Origin of the sequence: Erythrobacter cryptus DSM 12079, assembly GCF_000422985.1 — a bacterium.
Lineage (GTDB): Bacteria > Pseudomonadota > Alphaproteobacteria > Sphingomonadales > Sphingomonadaceae > Erythrobacter > Erythrobacter cryptus.
This window is the reverse complement of the sequence record NZ_AUHC01000010.1, coordinates 47,335-66,380: the sequence shown is the minus strand read 5'-3', so window position 1 is coordinate 66,380 and position 19,046 is coordinate 47,335. Positions and strand designations below refer to the sequence as shown.

At 68.9% G+C, this 19,046-nt stretch carries 19 protein-coding genes; 11 read left to right on the top strand and 8 right to left on the bottom strand.

The genetic code is table 11. The features are described 5' to 3' along the window. The first annotated feature begins 8 nt into the window (after nucleotides 1-8). A complete protein-coding gene (locus G524_RS0107915) occupies nucleotides 9-590 on the top strand; it encodes a gamma carbonic anhydrase family protein (RefSeq protein ID WP_027443238.1) in 582 nt (193 codons plus the stop codon). Beyond that, complete coding sequence (locus tag G524_RS0107910) at nucleotides 590-874, top strand: DUF167 family protein (RefSeq protein WP_027443237.1); 285 nt, start codon at nucleotides 590-592, stop codon at nucleotides 872-874. The genes G524_RS0107915 and G524_RS0107910 overlap by 1 nt, the downstream gene beginning before the upstream one ends. Here G524_RS0107910 and G524_RS0107905 read toward each other — a convergent pair. After that, on the bottom strand, nucleotides 871-2,127 hold the full coding sequence (locus G524_RS0107905; protein ID WP_027443236.1) for a SulP family inorganic anion transporter: 1,257 nt from the start codon (nucleotides 2,125-2,127) through the stop codon (nucleotides 871-873). The genes G524_RS0107910 and G524_RS0107905 overlap by 4 nt on opposite strands. A gap of 69 nt (nucleotides 2,128-2,196) precedes the next feature. Next, nucleotides 2,197-3,792 carry a cisplatin damage response ATP-dependent DNA ligase gene (locus G524_RS0107900; RefSeq protein ID WP_027443235.1) on the bottom strand — a complete coding sequence of 532 codons (1,596 nt, stop codon included), beginning with the start codon at nucleotides 3,790-3,792 and terminating at the stop codon, nucleotides 2,197-2,199. Between the two features lie 98 nt (nucleotides 3,793-3,890). Between G524_RS0107900 and G524_RS0107895 the strand changes: the two genes are divergently transcribed. Then, on the top strand, nucleotides 3,891-4,220 hold the full coding sequence (locus tag G524_RS0107895; RefSeq protein ID WP_027443234.1) for a hypothetical protein: 330 nt from the start codon (nucleotides 3,891-3,893) through the stop codon (nucleotides 4,218-4,220). A gap of 22 nt (nucleotides 4,221-4,242) precedes the next feature. Here the strand turns inward: G524_RS0107895 and G524_RS0107890 are convergent, their stop codons facing one another. The 4 genes from G524_RS0107890 to G524_RS0107875 all read right to left on the bottom strand — a co-directional run bounded on the left by G524_RS0107890 (nucleotide 4,243) and on the right by G524_RS0107875 (nucleotide 8,557). Further along, nucleotides 4,243-5,250, bottom strand: a complete 1,008-nt coding sequence (locus G524_RS0107890) for a ligase-associated DNA damage response exonuclease (protein ID WP_027443233.1) — start codon at nucleotides 5,248-5,250, stop codon at nucleotides 4,243-4,245. 41 nt (nucleotides 5,251-5,291) lie between these two features. Further along, complete coding sequence (locus tag G524_RS0107885; RefSeq protein ID WP_027443232.1) at nucleotides 5,292-5,837, bottom strand: hypothetical protein; 546 nt, start codon at nucleotides 5,835-5,837, stop codon at nucleotides 5,292-5,294. Beyond that, nucleotides 5,834-8,194, bottom strand: coding sequence for an ATP-dependent Clp protease ATP-binding subunit ClpA (gene clpA, locus G524_RS0107880; RefSeq protein WP_027443231.1), 2,361 nt, complete (start codon nucleotides 8,192-8,194; stop codon nucleotides 5,834-5,836). Before clpA ends, G524_RS0107885 begins: the two co-directional genes overlap by 4 nt. Nucleotides 8,195-8,338: 144 nt before the next feature. Next, nucleotides 8,339-8,557 carry a DUF1192 family protein gene (locus tag G524_RS0107875; RefSeq protein WP_425387208.1) on the bottom strand — a complete coding sequence of 73 codons (219 nt, stop codon included), beginning with the start codon at nucleotides 8,555-8,557 and terminating at the stop codon, nucleotides 8,339-8,341. An 89-nt stretch (nucleotides 8,558-8,646) separates the two neighbouring features. Here G524_RS0107875 and G524_RS0107870 point away from each other — a divergent pair, with 89 nt between their 5' ends. The 6 genes from G524_RS0107870 (at nucleotide 8,647) to G524_RS0107845 (ending at nucleotide 15,241) form a co-directional block, all read left to right on the top strand. Next, entirely contained in the window at nucleotides 8,647-9,669 is a 1,023-nt protein-coding gene (locus tag G524_RS0107870) for an NAD(P)H-quinone oxidoreductase (RefSeq protein ID WP_425387207.1), read from the top strand. Further along, nucleotides 9,662-10,291 carry a glutathione S-transferase family protein gene (locus tag G524_RS0107865; protein ID WP_084625101.1) on the top strand — a complete coding sequence of 210 codons (630 nt, stop codon included), beginning with the start codon at nucleotides 9,662-9,664 and terminating at the stop codon, nucleotides 10,289-10,291. The genes G524_RS0107870 and G524_RS0107865 overlap by 8 nt, the downstream gene beginning before the upstream one ends. Before the next feature lie 218 nt (nucleotides 10,292-10,509). Further along, nucleotides 10,510-11,430 (top strand): UDP-2,3-diacylglucosamine diphosphatase, encoded by a 921-nt coding sequence (locus G524_RS15290; RefSeq protein ID WP_084625100.1) that lies wholly within the window; start codon nucleotides 10,510-10,512, stop codon nucleotides 11,428-11,430. 29 nt (nucleotides 11,431-11,459) lie between these two features. Further along, nucleotides 11,460-12,542, top strand: a complete 1,083-nt coding sequence (locus tag G524_RS0107855; protein WP_425387210.1) for a glycosyltransferase family 4 protein — start codon at nucleotides 11,460-11,462, stop codon at nucleotides 12,540-12,542. Nucleotides 12,543-12,678: 136 nt separating this feature from the next. Continuing rightward, a complete protein-coding gene (locus G524_RS0107850; RefSeq protein ID WP_027443226.1) occupies nucleotides 12,679-13,413 on the top strand; it encodes a DUF1013 domain-containing protein in 735 nt (244 codons plus the stop codon). A gap of 124 nt (nucleotides 13,414-13,537) precedes the next feature. Then, the gene (locus tag G524_RS0107845) at nucleotides 13,538-15,241 is read left to right on the top strand and encodes a long-chain-fatty-acid--CoA ligase (protein WP_027443225.1); all 1,704 of its coding nucleotides are present in this window, start codon (nucleotides 13,538-13,540) and stop codon (nucleotides 15,239-15,241) included. A gap of 4 nt (nucleotides 15,242-15,245) precedes the next feature. Here the strand turns inward: G524_RS0107845 and G524_RS15285 are convergent, their stop codons facing one another. Together G524_RS15285 and G524_RS0107835 are read right to left on the bottom strand one after the other, a co-directional pair. Further along, nucleotides 15,246-15,620: a bactofilin family protein gene (locus tag G524_RS15285; RefSeq protein ID WP_051220986.1), complete on the bottom strand. Its 375-nt coding sequence runs from the start codon at nucleotides 15,618-15,620 to the stop codon at nucleotides 15,246-15,248. A gap of 13 nt (nucleotides 15,621-15,633) precedes the next feature. Then, a complete protein-coding gene (locus G524_RS0107835) occupies nucleotides 15,634-16,740 on the bottom strand; it encodes a M23 family metallopeptidase (RefSeq protein ID WP_036857635.1) in 1,107 nt (368 codons plus the stop codon). Between the two features lie 301 nt (nucleotides 16,741-17,041). Between G524_RS0107835 and G524_RS0107830 the strand changes: the two genes are divergently transcribed. Next, nucleotides 17,042-18,337, top strand: coding sequence for a glutamate-5-semialdehyde dehydrogenase (locus G524_RS0107830; RefSeq protein WP_027443223.1), 1,296 nt, complete (start codon nucleotides 17,042-17,044; stop codon nucleotides 18,335-18,337). 13 nt (nucleotides 18,338-18,350) lie between these two features. Continuing rightward, complete coding sequence (locus tag G524_RS0107825; RefSeq protein WP_027443222.1) at nucleotides 18,351-19,016, top strand: nicotinate-nucleotide adenylyltransferase; 666 nt, start codon at nucleotides 18,351-18,353, stop codon at nucleotides 19,014-19,016. The last annotated feature ends 30 nt before the right edge of the window (nucleotides 19,017-19,046 follow it).

Sequence of the window (19,046 nt, the reverse complement as noted above, 5' to 3'; positions counted from 1 at the left end):
CCCCACCCATGCATCACCCCGATCGCCCCGGTGTCACCATCATCCCCATCCACGGCAAGACGCCGCGCCTTCATGACACCGCCTTCATCGCCCCCGGCTCAGTGCTGATCGGCGATATCGAGATCGGGCCCGATTCCTCGATCTGGTACAATTGCGTGCTGCGCGCCGATGTGTCCTTCATCCGCATCGGGGCGCGCAGCAATGTCCAGGATGGCAGCGTGCTCCACTGCGATCCGCCCCGCCCCGGCGATCCCGATGGCTCGCCGCTGGTGATCGGCGATGATGTGCTGATCGGCCACATGGCGATGGTGCATGGCTGCACCATCCATGATCGCGGCTTTGTCGGTCTTGGGGCGATTGTGATGAACAAGGCGGTGATCGGCTCGGACGCGATGCTCGCCGCCGGCGCGATGCTGACCGAGCGCAAGGTGATGGGCCCGCGCGAGCTGTGGGCGGGGCGCCCGGCGGCAAAGCTGCGCGAGCTTAACGATGCCGCGATCGCCGGGATGCGGATGGGCACGGCCCACTATGTCGAGAACGCCAGGGCCCACGCCGCGGCGGTGGCGGCGGCCAGCGCGGCGCGGGGCTGATGGCGCGCGCGCCGGCGCAGCTTCCCGACAGCGAGGCGCTGCGGGCGCGGTTCGATCCGGCGGGACGGCTCGCCGTCAAGGTCACGCCTGGCGCGCGGGAAGAGAGCGTGACGCTCACCGACGAGGCGGTGCTCGTCAAGGTGCGCGCTCCGGCGGATCGGGGCGCGGCCAATGCCGCAGTGCTCGCGCTGCTTGCCCGCGCGCTCGATGTCGCGCCCTCGCGCCTCACGCTCGAGCGTGGCGGGGCATCGCGGCACAAGCTGGTGCGGCTGTTGCCCGCCTAGTCTGCCTCCCCATCGGCCTTTGCCCCCTCGCGCGCGCGCAGGCGCAGCGCCAGGCCGAGCATCACCCCAACCCCGATCGCCACGGTGAGATCGGCGACCACGGTGAGCACCAGCGTCACCAGCAGCAGGCCGCGATCTTCCCATGGTTCGGCCAGGTATGCGCGCCACTTGTGCGGTTCGCTCATGTTCCAGGCGGTGATCAGCAGCAGCGCGGCAAGCGCGGGCATGGCGAGATAGCCTGCCAGCGGCGCGGCAAGGAGCATGATCAGCAGGATGAAGACCGCATGCAGCACGCCCGCCATCGGGGTCTTGCCCCCGGCCCGGACATTGGTGGCGGTGCGGGCAATCGCGCCGGTCGCGGGCATCCCGCCGAACAGCGCCGATCCGAGATTGGCCCAGCCCTGCGCGCTCACTTCGGCATTGGGCCGGTGCTGGCCGCCGATCATCCGATCGGCCACCATCGCCGAAAGCAGCGATTCGATTGCGGCGAGGAAGGCGATCACCAGCGCCGAGGGGAGCAGTTCGGTGATGCGGGTGAGCGTGATCGGCGGCAGTTCGGGCAGCGGCAGGCCGCGCGGCAAGGCGCCGAAGCGCGAGGCGATCGTGTCAACCGGCAGGTCGGCGAGCGCAACCGCAGCGGAGACCACGCCGACCGCAACGATCAGGCCCGGCAGGCGCGGGAACAGCATGCGCAAGGCGATGATCAGCGCCAGCGCGGCGCCCCCGACTGCCAGCGCGGCTGGATTGATCCGCCCCAGCCCGGCCCACAAGGCCGGCACCTTCTCGAGAAAATCGGCAGGCAGGCCGGTGAGGCCGAGGCCGAGAAGATCGTTGATCTGGCTGGTGGCAATGATGATCGCAATGCCGATGGTAAAGCCGTTGACCACGGCTTCGGGCACATAGGCGATGAGATTGCCGACCCTGAGCCAGCCGGCGATGATCAGGATGATCCCGGCCATCAGCGTGGCCAGCACCAGGCCATCATAGCCGTGCTCGGCGATCACGCCGAACACAACCACGATGAAGGCCCCGGTCGGCCCGCCGATCTGCACCCGGCTGCCGCCGAGCAACGAGATGAGGAAGCCGCCGACGATCGCGGTGACCAACCCCTTGGCCGGATCGGCGCCCGAGGCAATGGCAATCGCGATGCTGAGCGGGATCGCCACCAACGCCACGGTGAGTCCGGCAATGGCATCTTGCACGAACAGCGACCAGGAATAGTCGCGCATGGTGGTGAGGATCTTGGGTTGCATGGCGCGCAACTAAGGCGCAGCAATCGGGCGGGCAAGCGGGTTTTGTGCAAGCCTGCTTGCGCCCCCTGGTCAGTCCTTCACCAGCGCGCGCAGGCGCTCCACCCTGTCTGCCTCGTGCGCGGGCTTGTCCCAGCGGATGCGGTGGATGCGGGGAAAGCGCATGGCCAGCCCGCTCTTGTGGCGCTTGCTGGCGTGCACCGAATCGAAGGCGACCTCGACCACCAGCTTGCGTTCCAGCTCGCGCACCGGGCCGAAGCGTGCGATGGTGTGCTGGCGCACGAAGCGGTCGAGCGCCTTGAGCTCGGCATCGGTGAAGCCCGAATAGGCCTTGCCCACGGGGAGCAGTTCGGCCCCCGCCTCGGGATCGCCGTCCCAGCAGCCGAAGGTGTAATCCGAATAGAAGCTCGAGCGCTTGCCGCTGCCGCGCTGGGCATACATCACCACGCAATCGATAAGCAGCGGATCGCGCTTCCACTTGAACCACAGCCCGGCCTTGCGCCCGGCGACATAGGGGCTCGCCCGGTGCTTGAGCATCAGCCCCTCGATCGCCGCGTCGCGCGCGCCTTCGCGCAGGCGGGCAAGCTCGGCAAAATCGGCCGCCTCGATCAGCGGCGAGAGATCGAAATGGCTTTCGGGCAGGCGCGGCATCAGCGCCTCGAGAGTTGCGCGGCGCGACTTCCACGGCGCGCTGCGCCAGTCGCGCCCCTCGAGCAGCAGCACGTCATAGAGCCGCACGAAGGCCGGGTATTCGCGCAGCATCCGCGCCGGGACACTCTTGCGCCCAAGCCGCTGCTGGAGCGCGTTGAAACTCGCCGCGCCCCCCGCCGTGCCCCCTTGCGCGCTGCCGCGCACCAGCAATTCGCCATCGAGCACGGCATCGAAGGGCAGCGCCCCCAGCAATTCGGGAAAGCTGGCTGAGATGTCATCGCCCGAGCGCGAATAGACCCGCACCGCGCCCCCTGCGCGCACCAGCTGCACGCGGATCCCGTCCCACTTCCATTCGGCGGCGTAGTCCTTGAGGTCAAGCCGCTCGTCCTCGAGCGGATGGGCGAGCATGAAGGGGCGAAAGCGCGGCAGATCGGCGAGCACCGGGGCCGGCCCGCCCGCCGCCCAGGCAAACAGCGGCGCATAGGGCGGCGCGAGCGCGTGCCAATATTCCTCCACCTCCTCGAGCGGGACGGCAAAGCCCTGGGCGAAGGCGGTCTTGGCGAGGCGCGCCGAAACCCCGGCCCGCAGCGCCCCTGTCGCCAGCTTGATGAGGGCATAGCGCCCGCTCGCATCGAGCCGGTCGAAGAGGCCCGCGATCACCCCCGGGGCGCTGGCGCGGGTGAGGGTGGCGAGGGTTTCCACCACTTCATGCAAGCTCGGCGGCGGGGCGCCCGCGCCGTCTTGCGGGGCGGGCCAGAGCAGGCTCGCGGTCTCGGCGGTGTCGCCGACAAAGTCGCGCGACAGGGCCCAGAGCACCGGATCGATGCGCGGCATCATCAGCGCGCGGATGGTCGATGATTTGACCGCGGGAAAATCGAGCGCGCCGGTGAGCGCGCCGAGCGCCCAGCCGCGATCAGGATCAGGGGCGGTGCGCAGGTAATCAGCGAGCAGCGCCAGCTTGCGCTTGCGGCTGGTGGTGTAGGTGAGCGCATCGAGCAGCGCGGCAAAGTGCTGCATCAGCGCGCCTGCATTGCTGCCTTGCGCCGCCGGGGCGAGGCGTTAAAGCGGCTTGCTGACACTTGTGTCAGTCCCCTTGCCAGACAGGAACCTTGCCGATGCACCTTGCCCCGCTTGCCGCCCTTGCGCTTGGGTTTGCCGCTGCCTTCGCCCCCGCCGCTGCGCTGGCGCAGGACGCTGCCACCCCCGCGCCGGCCCCGACCCAGACGGGGACCTTCACCATCGACACCCCGATCGAGGTGCTGATGGCCGACGAACGCGCCAAGGCGGTGGTGACTGCCAATTTCGGCGGGCAGGATCTCACCCAGCACCCGCTCTACAATGATTTCAAGGCGCTCAGCCTCAAGGCGCTGGCGCCCTTCTCGCAGGGGCTGATCACCGAGGAAATGCTCGCCAAAATCGCGGCCGAGCTCGCCGCGATCAAGTGAGGCGATGACGGGGGCGGGGATGCTAGTCATCCTCGTCCTCGTAGCCGACGAGCGCCAGCGCCCGGGCGCGGCGCTGGGTGAGCGCGCACCAGCGCAGCAGCGCTTCCTCGCGCCCGTGGGTGATCCAGGTCTCGGCCGGGTTCACCTCGGCGATGGTGCCGGTAAGCTCGCCCCAATCGGCATGATCGGAAATCACCAGCGGCAGTTCCACCCCGCGCTGGCGGGCGCGCTGGCGCACGCGCATCCAGCCGCTCGCCATGGCGGTGACGGGATCGGGCAGGCGGCGGCTCCAGCGGTCGTTGAGCGCGGCAGGCGGGGCGATGACGATGGCGCCGCGCAGCGCCTCTTTGGAAGGCGCATCGCTCACCAGCCTGAGATCGCCGAGCGCCACGCCGTGCTCCTCGTAGAGCCGGCACATCGCCGCCATGGCGCCATGCAGCCAGATCGTGTCGGCGTGGCCCGCGGCGCGCAGCTCGGCGATCACCCGCTGCGCCTTGCCGAGCGCATAGGCGCCCACGAGAATGCAGGAATCGGGGTTTTCCGCGCGCGCTTCGAGCAGCTTGGCGATCTCCCCGGCGATGGGGGGATGGGTGAAGACCGGCAGGCCAAAGGTCGCCTCGGTTATCAGGAGATCGCACGGGGTGAGGGCGAAGGGCGCGCAGGTGGGATCGGGGCTGCGCTTGTAATCGCCGGTGATGATCACCCGCTCACCCGCGTGCTCGAGCAGGATTTGCGCGCTGCCGAGCACGTGGCCGGCGGGCAGGAAGGTGGCGGCAACCCCGCCGCCGAGCGCGATGGTCTCGCCATAGGCCGCCGGCACGGCCCCCTCGCCGGTGCCATAGCGCAGCGCCATGATCGCAAGGGTTGCGGGCGTGGCGATGGTCTCGCCGTGCCCGGCGCGGGCGTGATCGGCATGGCCGTGGGTGACGAGCGCGCGCGGCACCGGGCGCGAGGGATCGACCCAGGCATCGGCGGGGACGATGTGGATGCCCCAGGGCTCGGGCCTGATCCAGGAAAAGGGCGCGCGCACAAGCGTGCCAACCCGCAAGCGTGCGGGCCGGTTCCGCGGCTTCAGCCCTGCGGCGCCGGCACGATCCGGCCCCAGCACGCCTCGGCGCGCACCACCTGTGCGCTCTCCAAGGTGTTGTCGGGATTGGCGGCGGCGGGCGGCGGCGTGCAGGCGAGCGCGCTGCCATCATTGAGGAACAGGAGCACGAAATCGGCTTCCGGCCCGGGTAGCGACGCGGGATCGGTGGCGGTGCCGGTGCAATCGGGCGCGCCGTTGCTGGCGATGGATTGCCAGGCGAGCCGCACCAGCCCGCCCGGCCCGGGCAGGGTGCGCCAGCGCTTGGTGAGCCGCTCGCGCCCGCTTTCCACCCGGGCCTCGCCATCGGCGGCAAAGCGCCACACCTCGCGGCACAGCGGCCTGCCCCGACGGTCAGCCGCGCGGGTGGCAAAGCGCCAGGTGCCCACCTCAACCAGCCGCAGGGCCGCGGTCTTGGCGGTCATCCCTTCGCTCACCGCATCGCGCTGCGCCGCTGCCGGGGCCAGCGGGGCGACGAGCAGCGCGAGCGCTGCGGGTAAGCGCGCCAGCGCCGCGCGCGCGACGCTGCTCACCCCTCGCCCGCCTCGGGCGCGGGGTTCTTTGCGGCGGGCTTCTTCTTCGCGCCTGCCTTCTTTGCCGGCTTCACCTTGGGCGGGGCCGGGGTGATCTCGAAGGCGGGCTTGCCGTCCTTGATGCTGACATGCACCTCGCCGCCATCGGCAAGCTTGCCGAACAGGAGTTCATCGGCGAGCGGCTGCTTGATCTTCTCCTGAATGAGCCGCGCCATCGGCCGCGCGCCATAGAGCTTGTCATAGCCCTTGTCGGCGAGCCATCCGCGGGCATCGCTGTCGAACTGGATGTGGACGTTCTGTTCCGCCAGTTGCAGCTCGAGCTGGAGGATGAACTTGTCCACCACCCGCGCCACGGTCTGCTTGCCGAGATAGGTGAAGGGCACGATCGCATCGAGGCGGTTGCGAAACTCGGGGGTGAACATCTTCTTCACCGCCTCATCGCCCGCATCTTCCTTGGAGACATCGCCAAAGCCGATGCCTTGGCGCGCCATGTCGGCCGCGCCGGCATTGGTGGTCATGATGAGCACCACGTTGCGGAAATCGACCGTCTTGCCGTGGTGATCGGTGAGCCGCCCATTGTCCATCACCTGGAGGAGGATGTTGAACAGGTCAGGATGGGCCTTCTCGATCTCGTCCAAGAGCAGCACGCAATGCGGGTTCTGGTCGATCGCATCGGTGAGCAGGCCGCCCTGGTCATAGCCGACATAGCCCGGGGGCGCGCCGATCAACCGGCTGACCGAGTGGCGCTCCATATATTCGCTCATGTCGAAGCGCTTGAGCTCGATCCCCATGATCTGGGCGAGCTGGCGCGCGACCTCGGTCTTGCCGACGCCGGTGGGGCCGGAGAACAGGAAGCTGCCGATCGGCTTGTCGGGATCGCGCAGGCCTGCGCGGCTCAATTTCATCGCCGTGGCAAGCCGCGTGATCGCCTCGTCCTGGCCATAGACCACCTGCTTGAGATCGCGCTCGAGATTTTCGAGCGCCTTCTTGTCGTCCTTGCTCACCGACTTGGGCGGGATGCGCGCCATGGTGGCGATCACCGCCTCGATCTCGCGCGCGGTGATGGTCTTCTTGCGGCGGCTGGGGGGCACCAGCATCTGCATCGCGCCGACCTCGTCGATCACGTCGATCGCCTTGTCGGGCAGCTTGCGGTCATTGATGTAGCGCGCCGAAAGCTCCACCGCGGTGCGGATCGCATCGGGGGTGTATTTGACCTTGTGGTGCTCCTCGAAGGCGCTGCGCAGGCCCTTCAATATCTTGACCGTGTCCTCGATGCTCGGCTCGTTGACATCGATCTTCTGGAACCGGCGCAAGAGCGCGCGGTCCTTCTCGAAGTGGTTGCGGAACTCCTTGTAGGTGGTCGAGCCGATGCAGCGGATCGCGCCCGAGGAGAGCGCAGGCTTCAGCAGGTTCGAGGCATCCATCGCCCCGCCGCTGGTGGCCCCGGCGCCGATCACGGTGTGGATCTCGTCGATGAACAGCACCGCGTGGGGCATCTGTTCAAGCTCGGCGACGACCTGCTTCAAGCGCTCCTCAAAGTCGCCGCGATAGCGCGTGCCGGCGAGCAGCGCGCCCATGTCGAGCGAATAGATCACCGCATCGGCGAGCACCTCGGGCACATCGCCCTCGACGATCTTGCGCGCGAGGCCTTCGGCGATCGCGGTCTTGCCGACGCCCGGATCGCCGACATAGAGCGGGTTGTTCTTCGAGCGGCGGCAGAGGATCTGGATGGTGCGATCCACCTCCGGCCCGCGCCCGATCAGGGGATCGATCTTGCCGGCCTCGGCCTTGGCGTTGAGGTTGACGCAGAACTGGTCGAGCGCGGTTTCCTTCTTGCTCCCGCCCTGTTCCTTGCCCTGCTGGGCGGTCTCCTCCGCCTTGTCAGCGCCCTGCGGGGTGCGGCTTTCGATCTGGCGCCCGCCCTTGCCGATGCCGTGGCTGATGTAGCTCACCGCATCAAGCCGGCTCATGTCCTGCTGCTGGAGGAAATAGACCGCGTAGGAATCGCGCTCGGAAAACAGCGCCACCAGCACATTGGCGCCGGTCACCGTGTCCTTGCCCGAGGATTGCACGTGCAGGATCGCCCGCTGGATCACCCGCTGGAAGCCCGCGGTGGGCTGGGGATCGGTGCCCTCCTCGGTCTTCAAGGACTGGTATTCCTGGTCGAGATATTGCTTCACCACCTCGCTCAGCTCGGCCAGGTCCACCCCGCAGGCGGCCATGACCTGGGCCGCATCCTCGTCATCGATCAGCGCCAGCAGCAGGTGCTCGAGCGTGGCATATTCGTGCCGCCGCTCGGCCGCATAGCCGAGCGCGTTGTGCAGCGTGCGTTCGAGGTTCTGGGCAAAGCTGGGCATGGGAGAGGCCTTTTCAGCGGTTGGGGTGCCCCTGGCGAAGGGGCGGGGGACGCCGTTTCCTGGAATATGGTTTCCTGGAATATGGGTGCGATGGCGCCGATTGCCAGAGCGCAAGTGCCATCACGGCTCGAGGCGCCCCGCGGCTCATCCGCTGCCCTTGGCAAACAGCGCCTCGGCGGCGGCGCGGTGCGCGGCGGCGCGATCACGATGGGCCTTGACCCGCGCGATCTCGGCCTCGAGCAGGGCGATGCGCTCTGCCAGCTCAGCCTGCGAATAGGGCGCAAGATCCTCGCTGGCGAGGCGACTCACCGCGTCTTGGGTCGGCCTAGGGCGATCAGGTTCTTCCATCACGCGGCGCAGCATCGCCCGCCAAGCGCCTTGCTGTCAATCGGCGAGACGGTTATGCGCGCTTGCGAACGTGGTTAATACCGGGTGACGGGGGACAAGGGGCGATGGTCGCAGGCGCGGGATCAGGCTTGCCCGAGGTGATGCAGGTGATCGGGTTCGACGCGCCCGGCGGGCCCGAGGTGCTGCGCCTTGCCAGCGCGCCGCTGCCGCGCCTCGGCGACGAGGACGTGCTCATCCGCGTTGCCTATGCCGGGGTCAACCGCCCCGATTGCCTGCAACGCGCCGGGCTCTATCCGCCGCCCCCGGGGGCTTCGCCGCTGCTCGGGCTTGAAGTGTCGGGCGAGGTGGTGGCGGTGGGCGCCGCGGTGCCGCCGGAAATGATCGGCCAGCATGTCGCCGCGCTCACCCCCGGTGGGGGCTATGCCGAATATTGCGCCGCCCATTGGCGCCACTGCCTGCCCGTGCCCGAAGGCATGATGCTCTCCGAGGCCGCGGCCCTGCCCGAAACCCTGTTCACCGTGTGGCACAACCTGTTCGAGCGCGGCATGGCGCGCGATGGCGAGAGCGTGCTGGTGCACGGCGGCACCAGCGGCATCGGCACCATGGCGATCCTGCTCGGCAAGGCCTTCGGGCTGGAGGTGATCGTCACCTGCGGCGATGCAGCCAAGTGCGCCGCGGCGCAGCGCATCGGGGCGGACCTTGCGATCAACTATCGCGAAGAGGATTTTGTCGCGGCGGTGCTGGCCCGCAGCGGCGGGCGGGGCGTCGATATCGTGCTCGACATGGTCTCGGGCGACTATGTGCCTCGCAATCTCAAGTGCCTCGCCGAGGATGGCCGCCATGTCACCATTGCGGTGCTCGGCGGGGCGAGGGCCGAGATCAACATGGCGCAGGTGATGATGCGGCGGCTGACCCTCACCGGATCGACCCTGCGGCCGCGCTCGGATGCCTTCAAGGCCGCGCTCGCCGACGAGATCGCCGACAATGCCTGGCCGCTCTTTGCCGAGGGCGAGCTTGCCCCGGTGATGGACATGACCTTCCCCCTCGCCGAGGCTGCCGCCGCCCACGCGCGGATGGAGGCGGGCGCGCATATCGGCAAGATCGTGCTGGAGGTGGCAGGTGGCTGAGGCCCTGACCCTCCACGAAGACCCCCGCAGCGGGAATTGCTACAAGATCAGGCTCACGGCTGCGCTGCTCGGCCTGCCGCTCGCCACCCGCAGCTATGACATCATGAAGGGCGAGACGCGCACGCCGGAATTTCTCGCCACGGTGAACGCCAACGGGCGCATTCCTGTGCTTCAGGTCGGCCATGGCGCCGAGGCGCGCTTCCTGCCCGAAAGCAATGCCGCCTGCTGGTATCTCGCGCATGGCAGCGCGCTGGTGCCAACCGATCGCTTTGCCCAGGCGGATATGCTGCGCTGGATGTTCTTCGAGCAATACAGCCACGAGCCCAATATCGCCACGCTGCGCTTCTGGCTGCGCTTTGTCGGCGAGGCACGGCTTTCGGCCGAGCAGCGCGCCCAGATCATGCCCAAGCGCATGGCCGGCGCGGCGGCGCTCGAGCTCATGGACCGGCACCTTGCCGATCACGCCTTCTTCTGCGGCAAGGCCGCCTCGCTCGCCGATATTGCCCTTTATCCCTACACCCACCTTGCCGAGGAGGGCGGCTTTGGCCTTGGCCAACATGCCCACATCGGCCGCTGGATCGCCGCGATCGAGGCACTGCCAGGCTTCGTCCCGATGGACTGACCGGCCGAGCGACCCGCGGGCAGGCGCAGGGCCTGCCCCGCCCGCTTGATTAGTCGCAATCCTGTCATAAACGCTCCCGCGCCCGTGCGCCTCGCGGGCGCCTCGCTGCGGGCCCCAGCCTGGGGAATGACGCGAAACCGTCACGCGGCTGTGAGTCGGCTGTAACATTTGCCTGTCATGGGAGGGCGACGCGAGACGTGACACGCTAGGGATTTCGCATGACCGGCGCCGACCTTTCCGACCTCATCGCCGACAATATCGCCAGTTTCCCGCTTTCCGCCCCGCGCATCCCCGAGCCCGAGGGGCGAGCGCGCCGACAATACCGCACCATCTGGATCAGCGACGTGCACCTCGGCACCCGGGGCTGCAATGCCGACCTCCTGATCGACTTTCTCGACAGCGTCGACAGCGAGACCATGTATCTCGTCGGCGACATCATCGATGGCTGGCGGCTCAAGAAGCGCTTCTACTGGCCGGCGGCGCACAACGACATCGTCTGGCGCATCCTCAAGCGCGCCAAGCGCGGCACCCGCATCATCTACATCCCCGGCAACCACGACGAGATGTTCCGCCAGTTCACCGGGCTCAATTTCGGCGGGATCGAGATCCGCCGCGCCGCCTTCCACACCACCGCCGATGGCCGTCGGCTGATGGTGCTGCACGGCGACGAGTTCGACGTGGTGATGCTCTCGCACCGCTGGCTCGCCTTCGTCGGCGACCATGCCTATCACCTGATGATGCGGCTCAACATCGCGGTCAACACCGTGCGGCGCTGGATGGGCAAGCCCTATTGGTCGCTCTCCAAGGCGGCCAAGCACAAGGTCAAGAACGCGGTCGAGTTCATCGGCAAGTATGAGGAAGTGGTCGCCCGCGCCGCCGGCGAGCGCGGGGTCGACGGGGTGGTGTGCGGCCATATCCACACCGCCGAGTTCCGCCGCTTCGCGCATGATGGCCGGATGATCGAATATTGGAACGATGGCGATTGGGTGGAAGGCTGCAACGCCCTGGTCGAGCATCACGACGGGCGCATGGAAATCCTCCACTGGCCCGAGGAGATCCGCCGCCGCACCGCCGAGTCCGCGGGCGTTGCCCCCGCCCCCGCCGCATCGGCCGAGCGCAAAGATCGGGAGGCGGCGTGAACCGTCCGGTGCGGCTCTCGCCCGATCCGGTGCCCGGGGTGCAGCTTGCCCCCTCGCGCGCGGCGCCCTCCTCGATCGCGATCATCACCGATGCCTGGCACCCGCAGACCAATGGCGTGGTGCGCACGCTGTCGACCACCTGCGCCCTGCTCGAGCGCTGGGGGATCGCGGTCAGCGTGATCTCGCCCGAGGGCTATCCCTCGCTGCCCGCGCCCACCTATCCCGAGATCCGCCTCGCGCTCACCCTGCCGGGCGCGGTCGGGCGACGGCTGGCGCGGATCGCGCCCGAGGCGGTGCATATCGCCACCGAGGGGCCATTGGGCCTTGCCGCGCGGCGCTATTGCCTCAGCCGCAAGGTGCCCTTCACCACCGCCTATCACACCCAGTTTCCCGATTACCTCGCGCGCCGCACCGGCCTGCCGGCGCGCGCCTTCTGGCCCTATATCCGCTGGTTCCACCGCCCGGCCCGGCGAATCATGGTGGCAACCGAGACGATCCGGGCGCAATTGCGCGCCGAGGGTCTCACCCAGCTCACCCACTGGAGCCGCGGGGTCGATCTTTCCTGCTTTTCCCCCGCCGCCCCGCCACCGCCCGAATATGCCGGGCTTAAGCGGCCGATCCTGCTCTATGTCGGGCGCGTGGCGGTGGAGAAGAACATCGAGGCCTTCCTTGCCTGCGACTATCCCGGCTCCAAGGTGGTGGTGGGCGATGGCCCGGCGCGCGTGGCGCTGGCGGCGCGGTTTCCCGAAGCGCGCTTCCTCGGCAAGAAGACCGGGGTGGAGCTGGCCGGCTGCTATGCCGGGGCGGATGTCTTTGTTTTCCCGAGCCGCACCGACACCTTCGGCCTCGTCATGATCGAGGCGCTGGCCTGCGGCACCCCGGTCGCGGCCTTCCCGGTGCCGGGGCCGCTCGACATCGTCACCGGCGAGGTCGGCGCGCTGTCGGAGGAGCTCACCCGCGCGATCGATGCGGCGCGCTATTGCGACCGGGCCGCCTGCGCGCGCTATGGCGCGAGCTTCAGCTGGGAGGCGGCAACGCGCCAGTTCCTCGCCGGGCTGGTGGCGCTCGAGGAGGAGCAGGCGGTCTCGCTCCAGACTGCCCCGGCCTTCTGATCGCGCGGGCGTGATCGGGCGCCGCGCCCCGGCGCGCAAGGGCGCGCTTGCCGATCGGCGCCCTTCACCCTATAAGAGGCGCCAAGGCGGCCGCTCCGGTAAGGGGCGGCCCTTATCATTTGCACGGAGATTTCCCATGGCCGTCAAGGATCAGCCCAAGCCGCTGATGCCCCATGCCACCGCCACCTGGCTGGTGGACAACACGTCGCTCTCCTTCGAGCAGATCGCCACCTTCTGCGGGCTGCACATTCTCGAGGTGCAGGCCATGGCCGATGACCTTGCGGGCAGCAAATACACCGGGCGCGATCCGGTGCACGCGGGCGAGCTTACCCAGGCCGAGATCGAGCGCGGCCAGGCCGATCCCAATTATGTGCTCAAGATGCACAAGCCCCCGCTCGAGGTGACGCGCACCAAGGGCCCGCGCTACACTCCCGTCTCGAAGCGCCAGGACAAGCCCGATGGCATTGCCTGGCTGCTGCGCAACCATCCCGAACTTTCCGACGCGCAGATCTCCAAGCTGATCGGCACCACCCGCAACACCATCACCGCGATCCGCGAGCGCACCCACTGGAACATCCAGAACATCACCCCCAAGGATCCGGTGACGCTCGGCCTGTGCTCGCAGCGCGAGCTTGACGCGATGGTGGCCAAGGCCGCCAAGCGCGCCGGGATCGCGGAGGGTGAAGGCGAGGCCGCCTCGCGCCGCGATGATCGCGAGAAGCTGATCGAGGAGCTGCGCGCCGAGCGCGAGGCCCAGGCCAAGGCCGCCGCCCAGGCCGCGCAGGAGGCCGAGGCCGAGGCCTGGCTCGCCCGCAAGCGCGAGGCCGAGGCCGCCGGCGAAGGCAGCGAGCCGGAAGGCGGGTTCCTCTGATCGGCTGAACCGCACCTGCCCCCCACCACCCAGAGGGGGCGCCGGGCGTGGGGCCGCCCAAGGCCCCAAGAAAAATCCGCCATTTGGCTTGCGGGCCGGGGCGGCTTGCGCCACAATTACTGACATGACTGTCAGTAGCCTTGCGCCCGCCCCGGCGGCCTATCACCATCCGGTTCCCGCCGACACGCGCTTTGCCCCGGCGAGCTTGCCGGCGCTGCTCGCCGAAACGGTTGCCCGCCGCGGCGATGCGCCCTTCCTGCATTTTCTCGGGCGCAGCTACAGCTACCGGCAGATCTTTGCCGCGGCCAATGCCTTTGCCCACGGCCTCATCAACATGGGCATTGCCAAGGGCGATAGGGTGGGCCTGTTCCTCCCCAATGTCCCGATCTATGCCGCCGCCTATTACGGCGCGATGATGGCAGGCGCGGTGGTGGTCAATTTCTCGCCGCTCTACTCGGTCGAGGAACTGGCCTGGCAGGTGGGCGACAGCGGCACCCGCCTGCTGGTGACGCTCGATGTGCCCGAACTCTATGCCACCGCGCACAAGGTGCTCGATGGCTCGGCGCTCGAGACGCTGGTGGTCGCGAGCCTCGCCGAGCAATTGCCGTGGTACAAGGGCCTTGCGCTCAAGCTCTTGAAGCGCAGCCAGATCGCCGAGGTTGCCCATGGGCCCTCGGTCAAGGCCTGGGCCGAGGTGCAGGCGCCGTGGAGCTGGGCGGAATGGCAGGCAGGCAAGGTGCCGCCGCTGCCCGAGGTGACCGCGGCCGACCTTGCCCTCCTCCAATATACCGGCGGCACCACCGGGCGGCCCAAGGGGGCGATGCTGGGGCATGACCAGCTTTCGGTGAACGCCCAGCAGGTCGCCGCATTGAACCCGTTTGGCGATCCGGCGGGCGAGGTGTTCATGGGGGCGCTGCCCTTCTTCCATGTCTTTGCCAACACCGCGCTGCTCAACCACGCGATGGTGACGGGGGCTTCGATCGCGATGGTGCCGCGCTTCGCGGCGGGGCAGGTGCTCGAGACCATCGCGCGCTATCGCTGCACCGGCTTTCCCGGGGTGCCGACGATGTTCCAGGCGCTGCTCGATCACCCCGATCTTGCGAGGACCGACCTGTCGAGCCTCAAGGTCTGCATCTCCGGCGGGGCGCCAATGCCCGCGCCGGTGCATGTGCGCTTCGAGGAGGTGACGGGGGTGCGCGTGTGCGAGGGCTATGGCCTCACCGAAAGCTCAGGCGTGGTTGCGGCCAATCCCTATGAAGGCCTGCGCAAGCGCGGCACCATCGGCCAGCTGGTGCCGGGAACCGAGGCGATCCTGCTCGACAAGGAAGACCCCTCGCGCCTTGCTCCGGAAGGCGAGCCGGGCGAGCTTGCCATCCACGGCCCGCAGGTGATGCGCGGCTACTGGAACCGGCCCGAGGCCGATGCCGAGACCTTCGTGGTGCGCGAGGGCAAGCGCTACCTGCGCACCGGCGATGTGGCGCGGATCGATGCCGACGGCTTCCTCGAGATCGTTGACCGCATCAAGGACATGATCGCGGTGGGCGGCTTCAAGGTCTTCCCCAGCGTGGTCGAGGACGTGCTGCTCGAACACCCGGCGGTCAAGGAAGCGCTGGTGATCGGCGTTCCCGATGCCTATCGCGGCGAGGCGCCGCGCGCCTATGTCACGCTCAACGAAGGCGCGTCAGCCACCGGCGAGGAATTGGCAAGCTGGCTCAACGCCCGGGTGGGCAAGCACGAGCGGGTCGATCAGGTGGTGGTGCGCGCCAGCCTGCCCAAGACCATGATCGGCAAGCTCGATCGCAAGGCCCTGCGCGCCGAGGTGCTCTAGCCTGTCAGGCCGCTTCCCCGGCACTGAGCGCGCGCACCGGCTCGGCCGGGGCGGCGCTGCGGGCGTTGGGGGCAAAGCGCCCTTCGACCGCGGCGCCCTGCTCGATCGTCAGCGCATCATAATGCACATCGCCCTCGATCTGCGCGGTCTTGAGGATCACCAGCTCGCGCGCGGTGATCGAGCCGGTGACCTTGCCAGCCAGCCGCGCGCTCTGCGCCGTGATCGCGCCGTGGATGGTGCTGGTCTCGCCCTGCACCAGCGCAGCACAGGCAATATCGCCCTCGATCGTGCCATCGACATGCAGATCGGCCGAGGCGGCGATGTTGCCGGTGATGGTCACATCGGCGCCGATCACCGAGAAGGTCGAACCCGAAGCCATGCCCATGCTCCGGCTAGGGACGCTGCGCGCCGCGCGCGCGGGGGCGGGCTGATCCGGTGTCGCGGACTTCCTTGAGAACATCGGGGGCGGCCTCCAGAAACGGGCGGGGGTTGATCGCGCGGTCGTTGACGCGCACTTCGAAATGCAGGTGCGGGCCGGTGGAACGGCCGGTGTTGCCCAGCCCGCCAATGGTCGCCCCGGCGGCGACCGGCTGGCCCGGCTTCACATAGATGCGCGAGAGGTGGGCATAGCGGGTGACGATGCCATTGCCGTGCGAAATCTCGACCGCCTGGCCATAGCCCGCCTTCCACCCGGCAAAGCTGACCCGGCCAGCCGCCGCGGCAAAGATCGGTGAGCCGAGGGGGCCCTTGAAGTCGATCCCCGAATGCATCGCCGCACGCCCGTTGATGGGATCGCGGCGATAGCCGAAGCCCGAGGTGATTGCCTCGGCGCTCGCCGGCACCACCTGGGGGATACCCTGAAGGGCGCGCTCGAGCACCGCCATGCGCGCAAGGCTGAGGCCGAGCCGCTCGAAGCGCGGGTCGATCTCCCCGCGGGCGCCGAGCACCGCCTCGAACGGACCACCCATGGCCTCCTGCGTCTCGCGGCTGATGAGGCGCGGATCGAGATTGAGCTTGCGCATCGCCGCCTCGGCGCGGCGGGCGCGAGCATCGGCAAAGCGGGTGAGCCTTTCGGCAAAGGCGAGCTGGCGCGCCTCGATCTCGGCAAGGCCGCGCGCCTCGGGGATGAGCGCGCCCACCTTCTTCACCGTCTCGCTTGCCGCGGCGCGCGAATCGCTCACCGTGTCGGCCTTGCCCTCAGGAACCACGTCCTCGGGGATCATCCGTGCCATTTCCTCAAGGAAATCCTGGCGTTCGCTGAGCTCATCGACGACCTTGTCGAGATTGCCGCCATAGGCCTTGAGCCGCTCGCTCGCGCTCGCCACCCGGGCCTTCTCGGCGGCAAAGGCGGCAAGATCGGCCTCGGCGCGCCATTGCCCCCAGGCCATCACCCCGAGCGCCACCAGCCAGATGAGCACCAGCGCCAGCGCGCCCGCGGCACAGCGCATCTGCAATTGCGCGGAAATGCGGATGAAGCGCACCTGCCCATCGGCGCGCATGAAGAACTCGCGATCGGGAAACCAACGGCGCAGCCGTTCGCCCCACGTGCGTGCGGAAGATTGGTCAGACAAGCGCGGCCCCGATTATGGTTATGATCGCCCCGGAAGCGCGCGCTACCAAGGCGCGCCCGCCGGGTCGAATCCCGCGTGCATCCGAGCCGATGAAGCGAAGCGGAATCGCGGCGAAATGCGCCCCCGCGCCGCGGGGGCGTCATAAGGGCTTTGTCGGAGGGCCGCAGACACCACCAGAGCACGATTCGCAGCGCCTGACAGCGCCGCACCGCGCTGCTAGGAAGGGGGCATGAATCAGCTTGCCGATGCCCCCAGCGCCCCTGAGACGCGCGCCGCCGATCCTGCCGCGCTCGTGACCGATCTTGCCCGCGCCGCGCGCCGCGCCCAGCGCCAGCTTGCCGCCATGGCAAGCGACAAGCGCGCCGCCGCGCTCCACCGCGCCGCAGAGGCGCTGCGCGCCGCCGCCCCGGCGATCCTTGCCGCCAATGCCGCGGATCTCGCCGCGGGAAAGGCCAATGGCCTTGCCCCCGCCATGCTCGACCGGCTGGCGCTCGACGACAAGCGCCTTGGCGCCATTGCCGATGCCGTGGCGGCGGTGGCTGATCTGCCCGATCCGGTGGGCAGCGTGATCGACACCACGACGCGCCCCAATGGCCTGAAGCTCAGCCGCATCCGCGTGCCGATCGGGGTGATCGGGATCATCTATGAAAGCCGCCCCAATGTGACCGCCGATGCCGCGGCGCTGTGCGTGCGCGCCGGCAATGCCGCGCTGCTGCGCGGGGGGAGCGAGGCGGTCCATTCCAACCGCGCGATCCACGCCGCGCTCATCGAGGGCCTCGTCGCGGGCGGAGTGCCGGCCGAGGCGGTGCAGCTCATCCCCTCGCAGGATCGCGCCTGTGTGGGCGCGATGCTGGCGGCGGCAGGCCTCATCGACATGATCGTGCCGCGCGGGGGCAAGAGCCTCGTTGCCCGGGTGCAGGCCGATGCCCGGGTGCCGGTGCTCGCGCACCTTGATGGCATCTGCCACACCTATGTCCACGCCGCCGCCGATCCCGAGATGGCAAGGTCCATCGCGCTCAACGCCAAGCTGCGCCGCACCGGCATCTGCGGGGCGATGGAGACCCTGCTGATCGACAGCGCCTTTCCCGCGCCCGCGGCGCTGGTGGCGGCGCTCATCGACCAGGGCTGCGAGGTGCGCGGTGATGAGCGCATCATGGCGCTCGATCCGCGGGTGATCCCCGCGTGCGCGCAGGATTGGGACACCGAATATCTCGATGCCATCCTCTCGGTGGCGATGGTCGATGGGCTCGAGGCGGCGCTGGCGCATATCGCGCGGCACTCCTCGGCCCATACCGATGCGATCGTCACGCAAGACGAAGCCGCGGCCGAGCGCTTCCTTGCCGAGGTCGACAGCGCGATCGTGATGCACAATGCCTCGAGCCAATTCGCCGATGGCGGCGAGTTCGGGCTGGGGGCGGAGATCGGCATTGCCACCGGGCGGCTGCACGCGCGTGGGCCGGTCGCGCTCGAGGGGCTTACCACCTACAAGTGGCAGGTGCGCGGGGCCGGCCAGACCCGGCCCTGAGCCTCCAGCGCGCATGAGCCGTCCCTGTCGCACCGGGCTGCTCGGCGGCAGCTTCAACCCCGCGCATGGCGGGCACCGGCGCATCACCCTGTTTGCCGCCGCGGCGCTGGGGCTGGACGAGACCTGGTGGCTGGTTTCCCCCGGCAATCCGCTCAAGCCTAAGGACGATATGGCCCCCCTCAAGGCGCGGCTGCGCGCGGCCATGCGCATGAGCCGGCGCGCCCCGATCGTGCCGAGCGCGATCGAGCTTGATCTGGGCACGCGCTACACCGTCGATACGCTGCGGCGCCTCACCCGGCGCTATCCGCGGCGGCGCTTTGTCTGGCTGATGGGGGCCGACAATCTCGCCCAGTTCCACCGCTGGAAGGGCTGGCGCCAGATCGCCCGGACAATGCCGATTGCGGTGATCGCGCGTCCGGGCTATGATGCCGCTGCCATGACGAGCCCCGCCATGGCCTGGCTCAGGCGCTACCGCGTGTCTGCCGCCAGCTTTCGCCAACGGGGGCAATGGACCGCACCGGCCCTGGTGTTATTGCGTTTCGATCCCGATCACCGCTCGGCCACGGCGATCCGCCGTGCCCATGCCGGGTGGGCCGAGGAGCTTATCGGCAAGGATCGCACCGGCCCGCTGCGCGATCGGCTGACATTCCGCAGCATCCGCGAATGGGAGGAGGCATGAGGCGCCGCTGCGCCGGCAAGGCCCCGCTCC

What these genes read in the sequence shown, in the direction of transcription:
- G524_RS0107870 (WP_425387207.1), top strand. Translation starts at nt 8,647, where the DNA reads ATGGTCGCAGGCGCGGGATCAGGCTTGCCCGAGGTGATGCAGGTGATC.
- G524_RS15285 (WP_051220986.1), bottom strand. Translation starts at nt 15,620, where the DNA reads ATGGCTTCGGGTTCGACCTTCTCGGTGATCGGCGCCGATGTGACCATC.
- G524_RS0107905 (WP_027443236.1), bottom strand. Translation starts at nt 2,127, where the DNA reads ATGCAACCCAAGATCCTCACCACCATGCGCGACTATTCCTGGTCGCTG.
- G524_RS0107900 (WP_027443235.1), bottom strand. Translation starts at nt 3,792, where the DNA reads ATGCAGCACTTTGCCGCGCTGCTCGATGCGCTCACCTACACCACCAGC.
- G524_RS0107895 (WP_027443234.1), top strand. Translation starts at nt 3,891, where the DNA reads ATGCACCTTGCCCCGCTTGCCGCCCTTGCGCTTGGGTTTGCCGCTGCC.
- clpA (WP_027443231.1), bottom strand. Translation starts at nt 8,194, where the DNA reads ATGCCCAGCTTTGCCCAGAACCTCGAACGCACGCTGCACAACGCGCTC.
- G524_RS0107835 (WP_036857635.1), bottom strand. Translation starts at nt 16,740, where the DNA reads ATGCGCGCCGATGGGCAGGTGCGCTTCATCCGCATTTCCGCGCAATTG.
- G524_RS0107915 (WP_027443238.1), top strand. Translation starts at nt 9, where the DNA reads ATGCATCACCCCGATCGCCCCGGTGTCACCATCATCCCCATCCACGGC.
- G524_RS0107825 (WP_027443222.1), top strand. Translation starts at nt 18,351, where the DNA reads ATGAGCCGTCCCTGTCGCACCGGGCTGCTCGGCGGCAGCTTCAACCCC.
- G524_RS0107845 (WP_027443225.1), top strand. Translation starts at nt 13,538, where the DNA reads ATGACTGTCAGTAGCCTTGCGCCCGCCCCGGCGGCCTATCACCATCCG.
- G524_RS0107850 (WP_027443226.1), top strand. Translation starts at nt 12,679, where the DNA reads ATGGCCGTCAAGGATCAGCCCAAGCCGCTGATGCCCCATGCCACCGCC.
- G524_RS0107910 (WP_027443237.1), top strand. Translation starts at nt 590, where the DNA reads ATGGCGCGCGCGCCGGCGCAGCTTCCCGACAGCGAGGCGCTGCGGGCG.
- G524_RS15290 (WP_084625100.1), top strand. Translation starts at nt 10,510, where the DNA reads ATGACCGGCGCCGACCTTTCCGACCTCATCGCCGACAATATCGCCAGT.
- G524_RS0107830 (WP_027443223.1), top strand. Translation starts at nt 17,042, where the DNA reads ATGAATCAGCTTGCCGATGCCCCCAGCGCCCCTGAGACGCGCGCCGCC.
- G524_RS0107875 (WP_425387208.1), bottom strand. Translation starts at nt 8,557, where the DNA reads ATGCTGCGCCGCGTGATGGAAGAACCTGATCGCCCTAGGCCGACCCAA.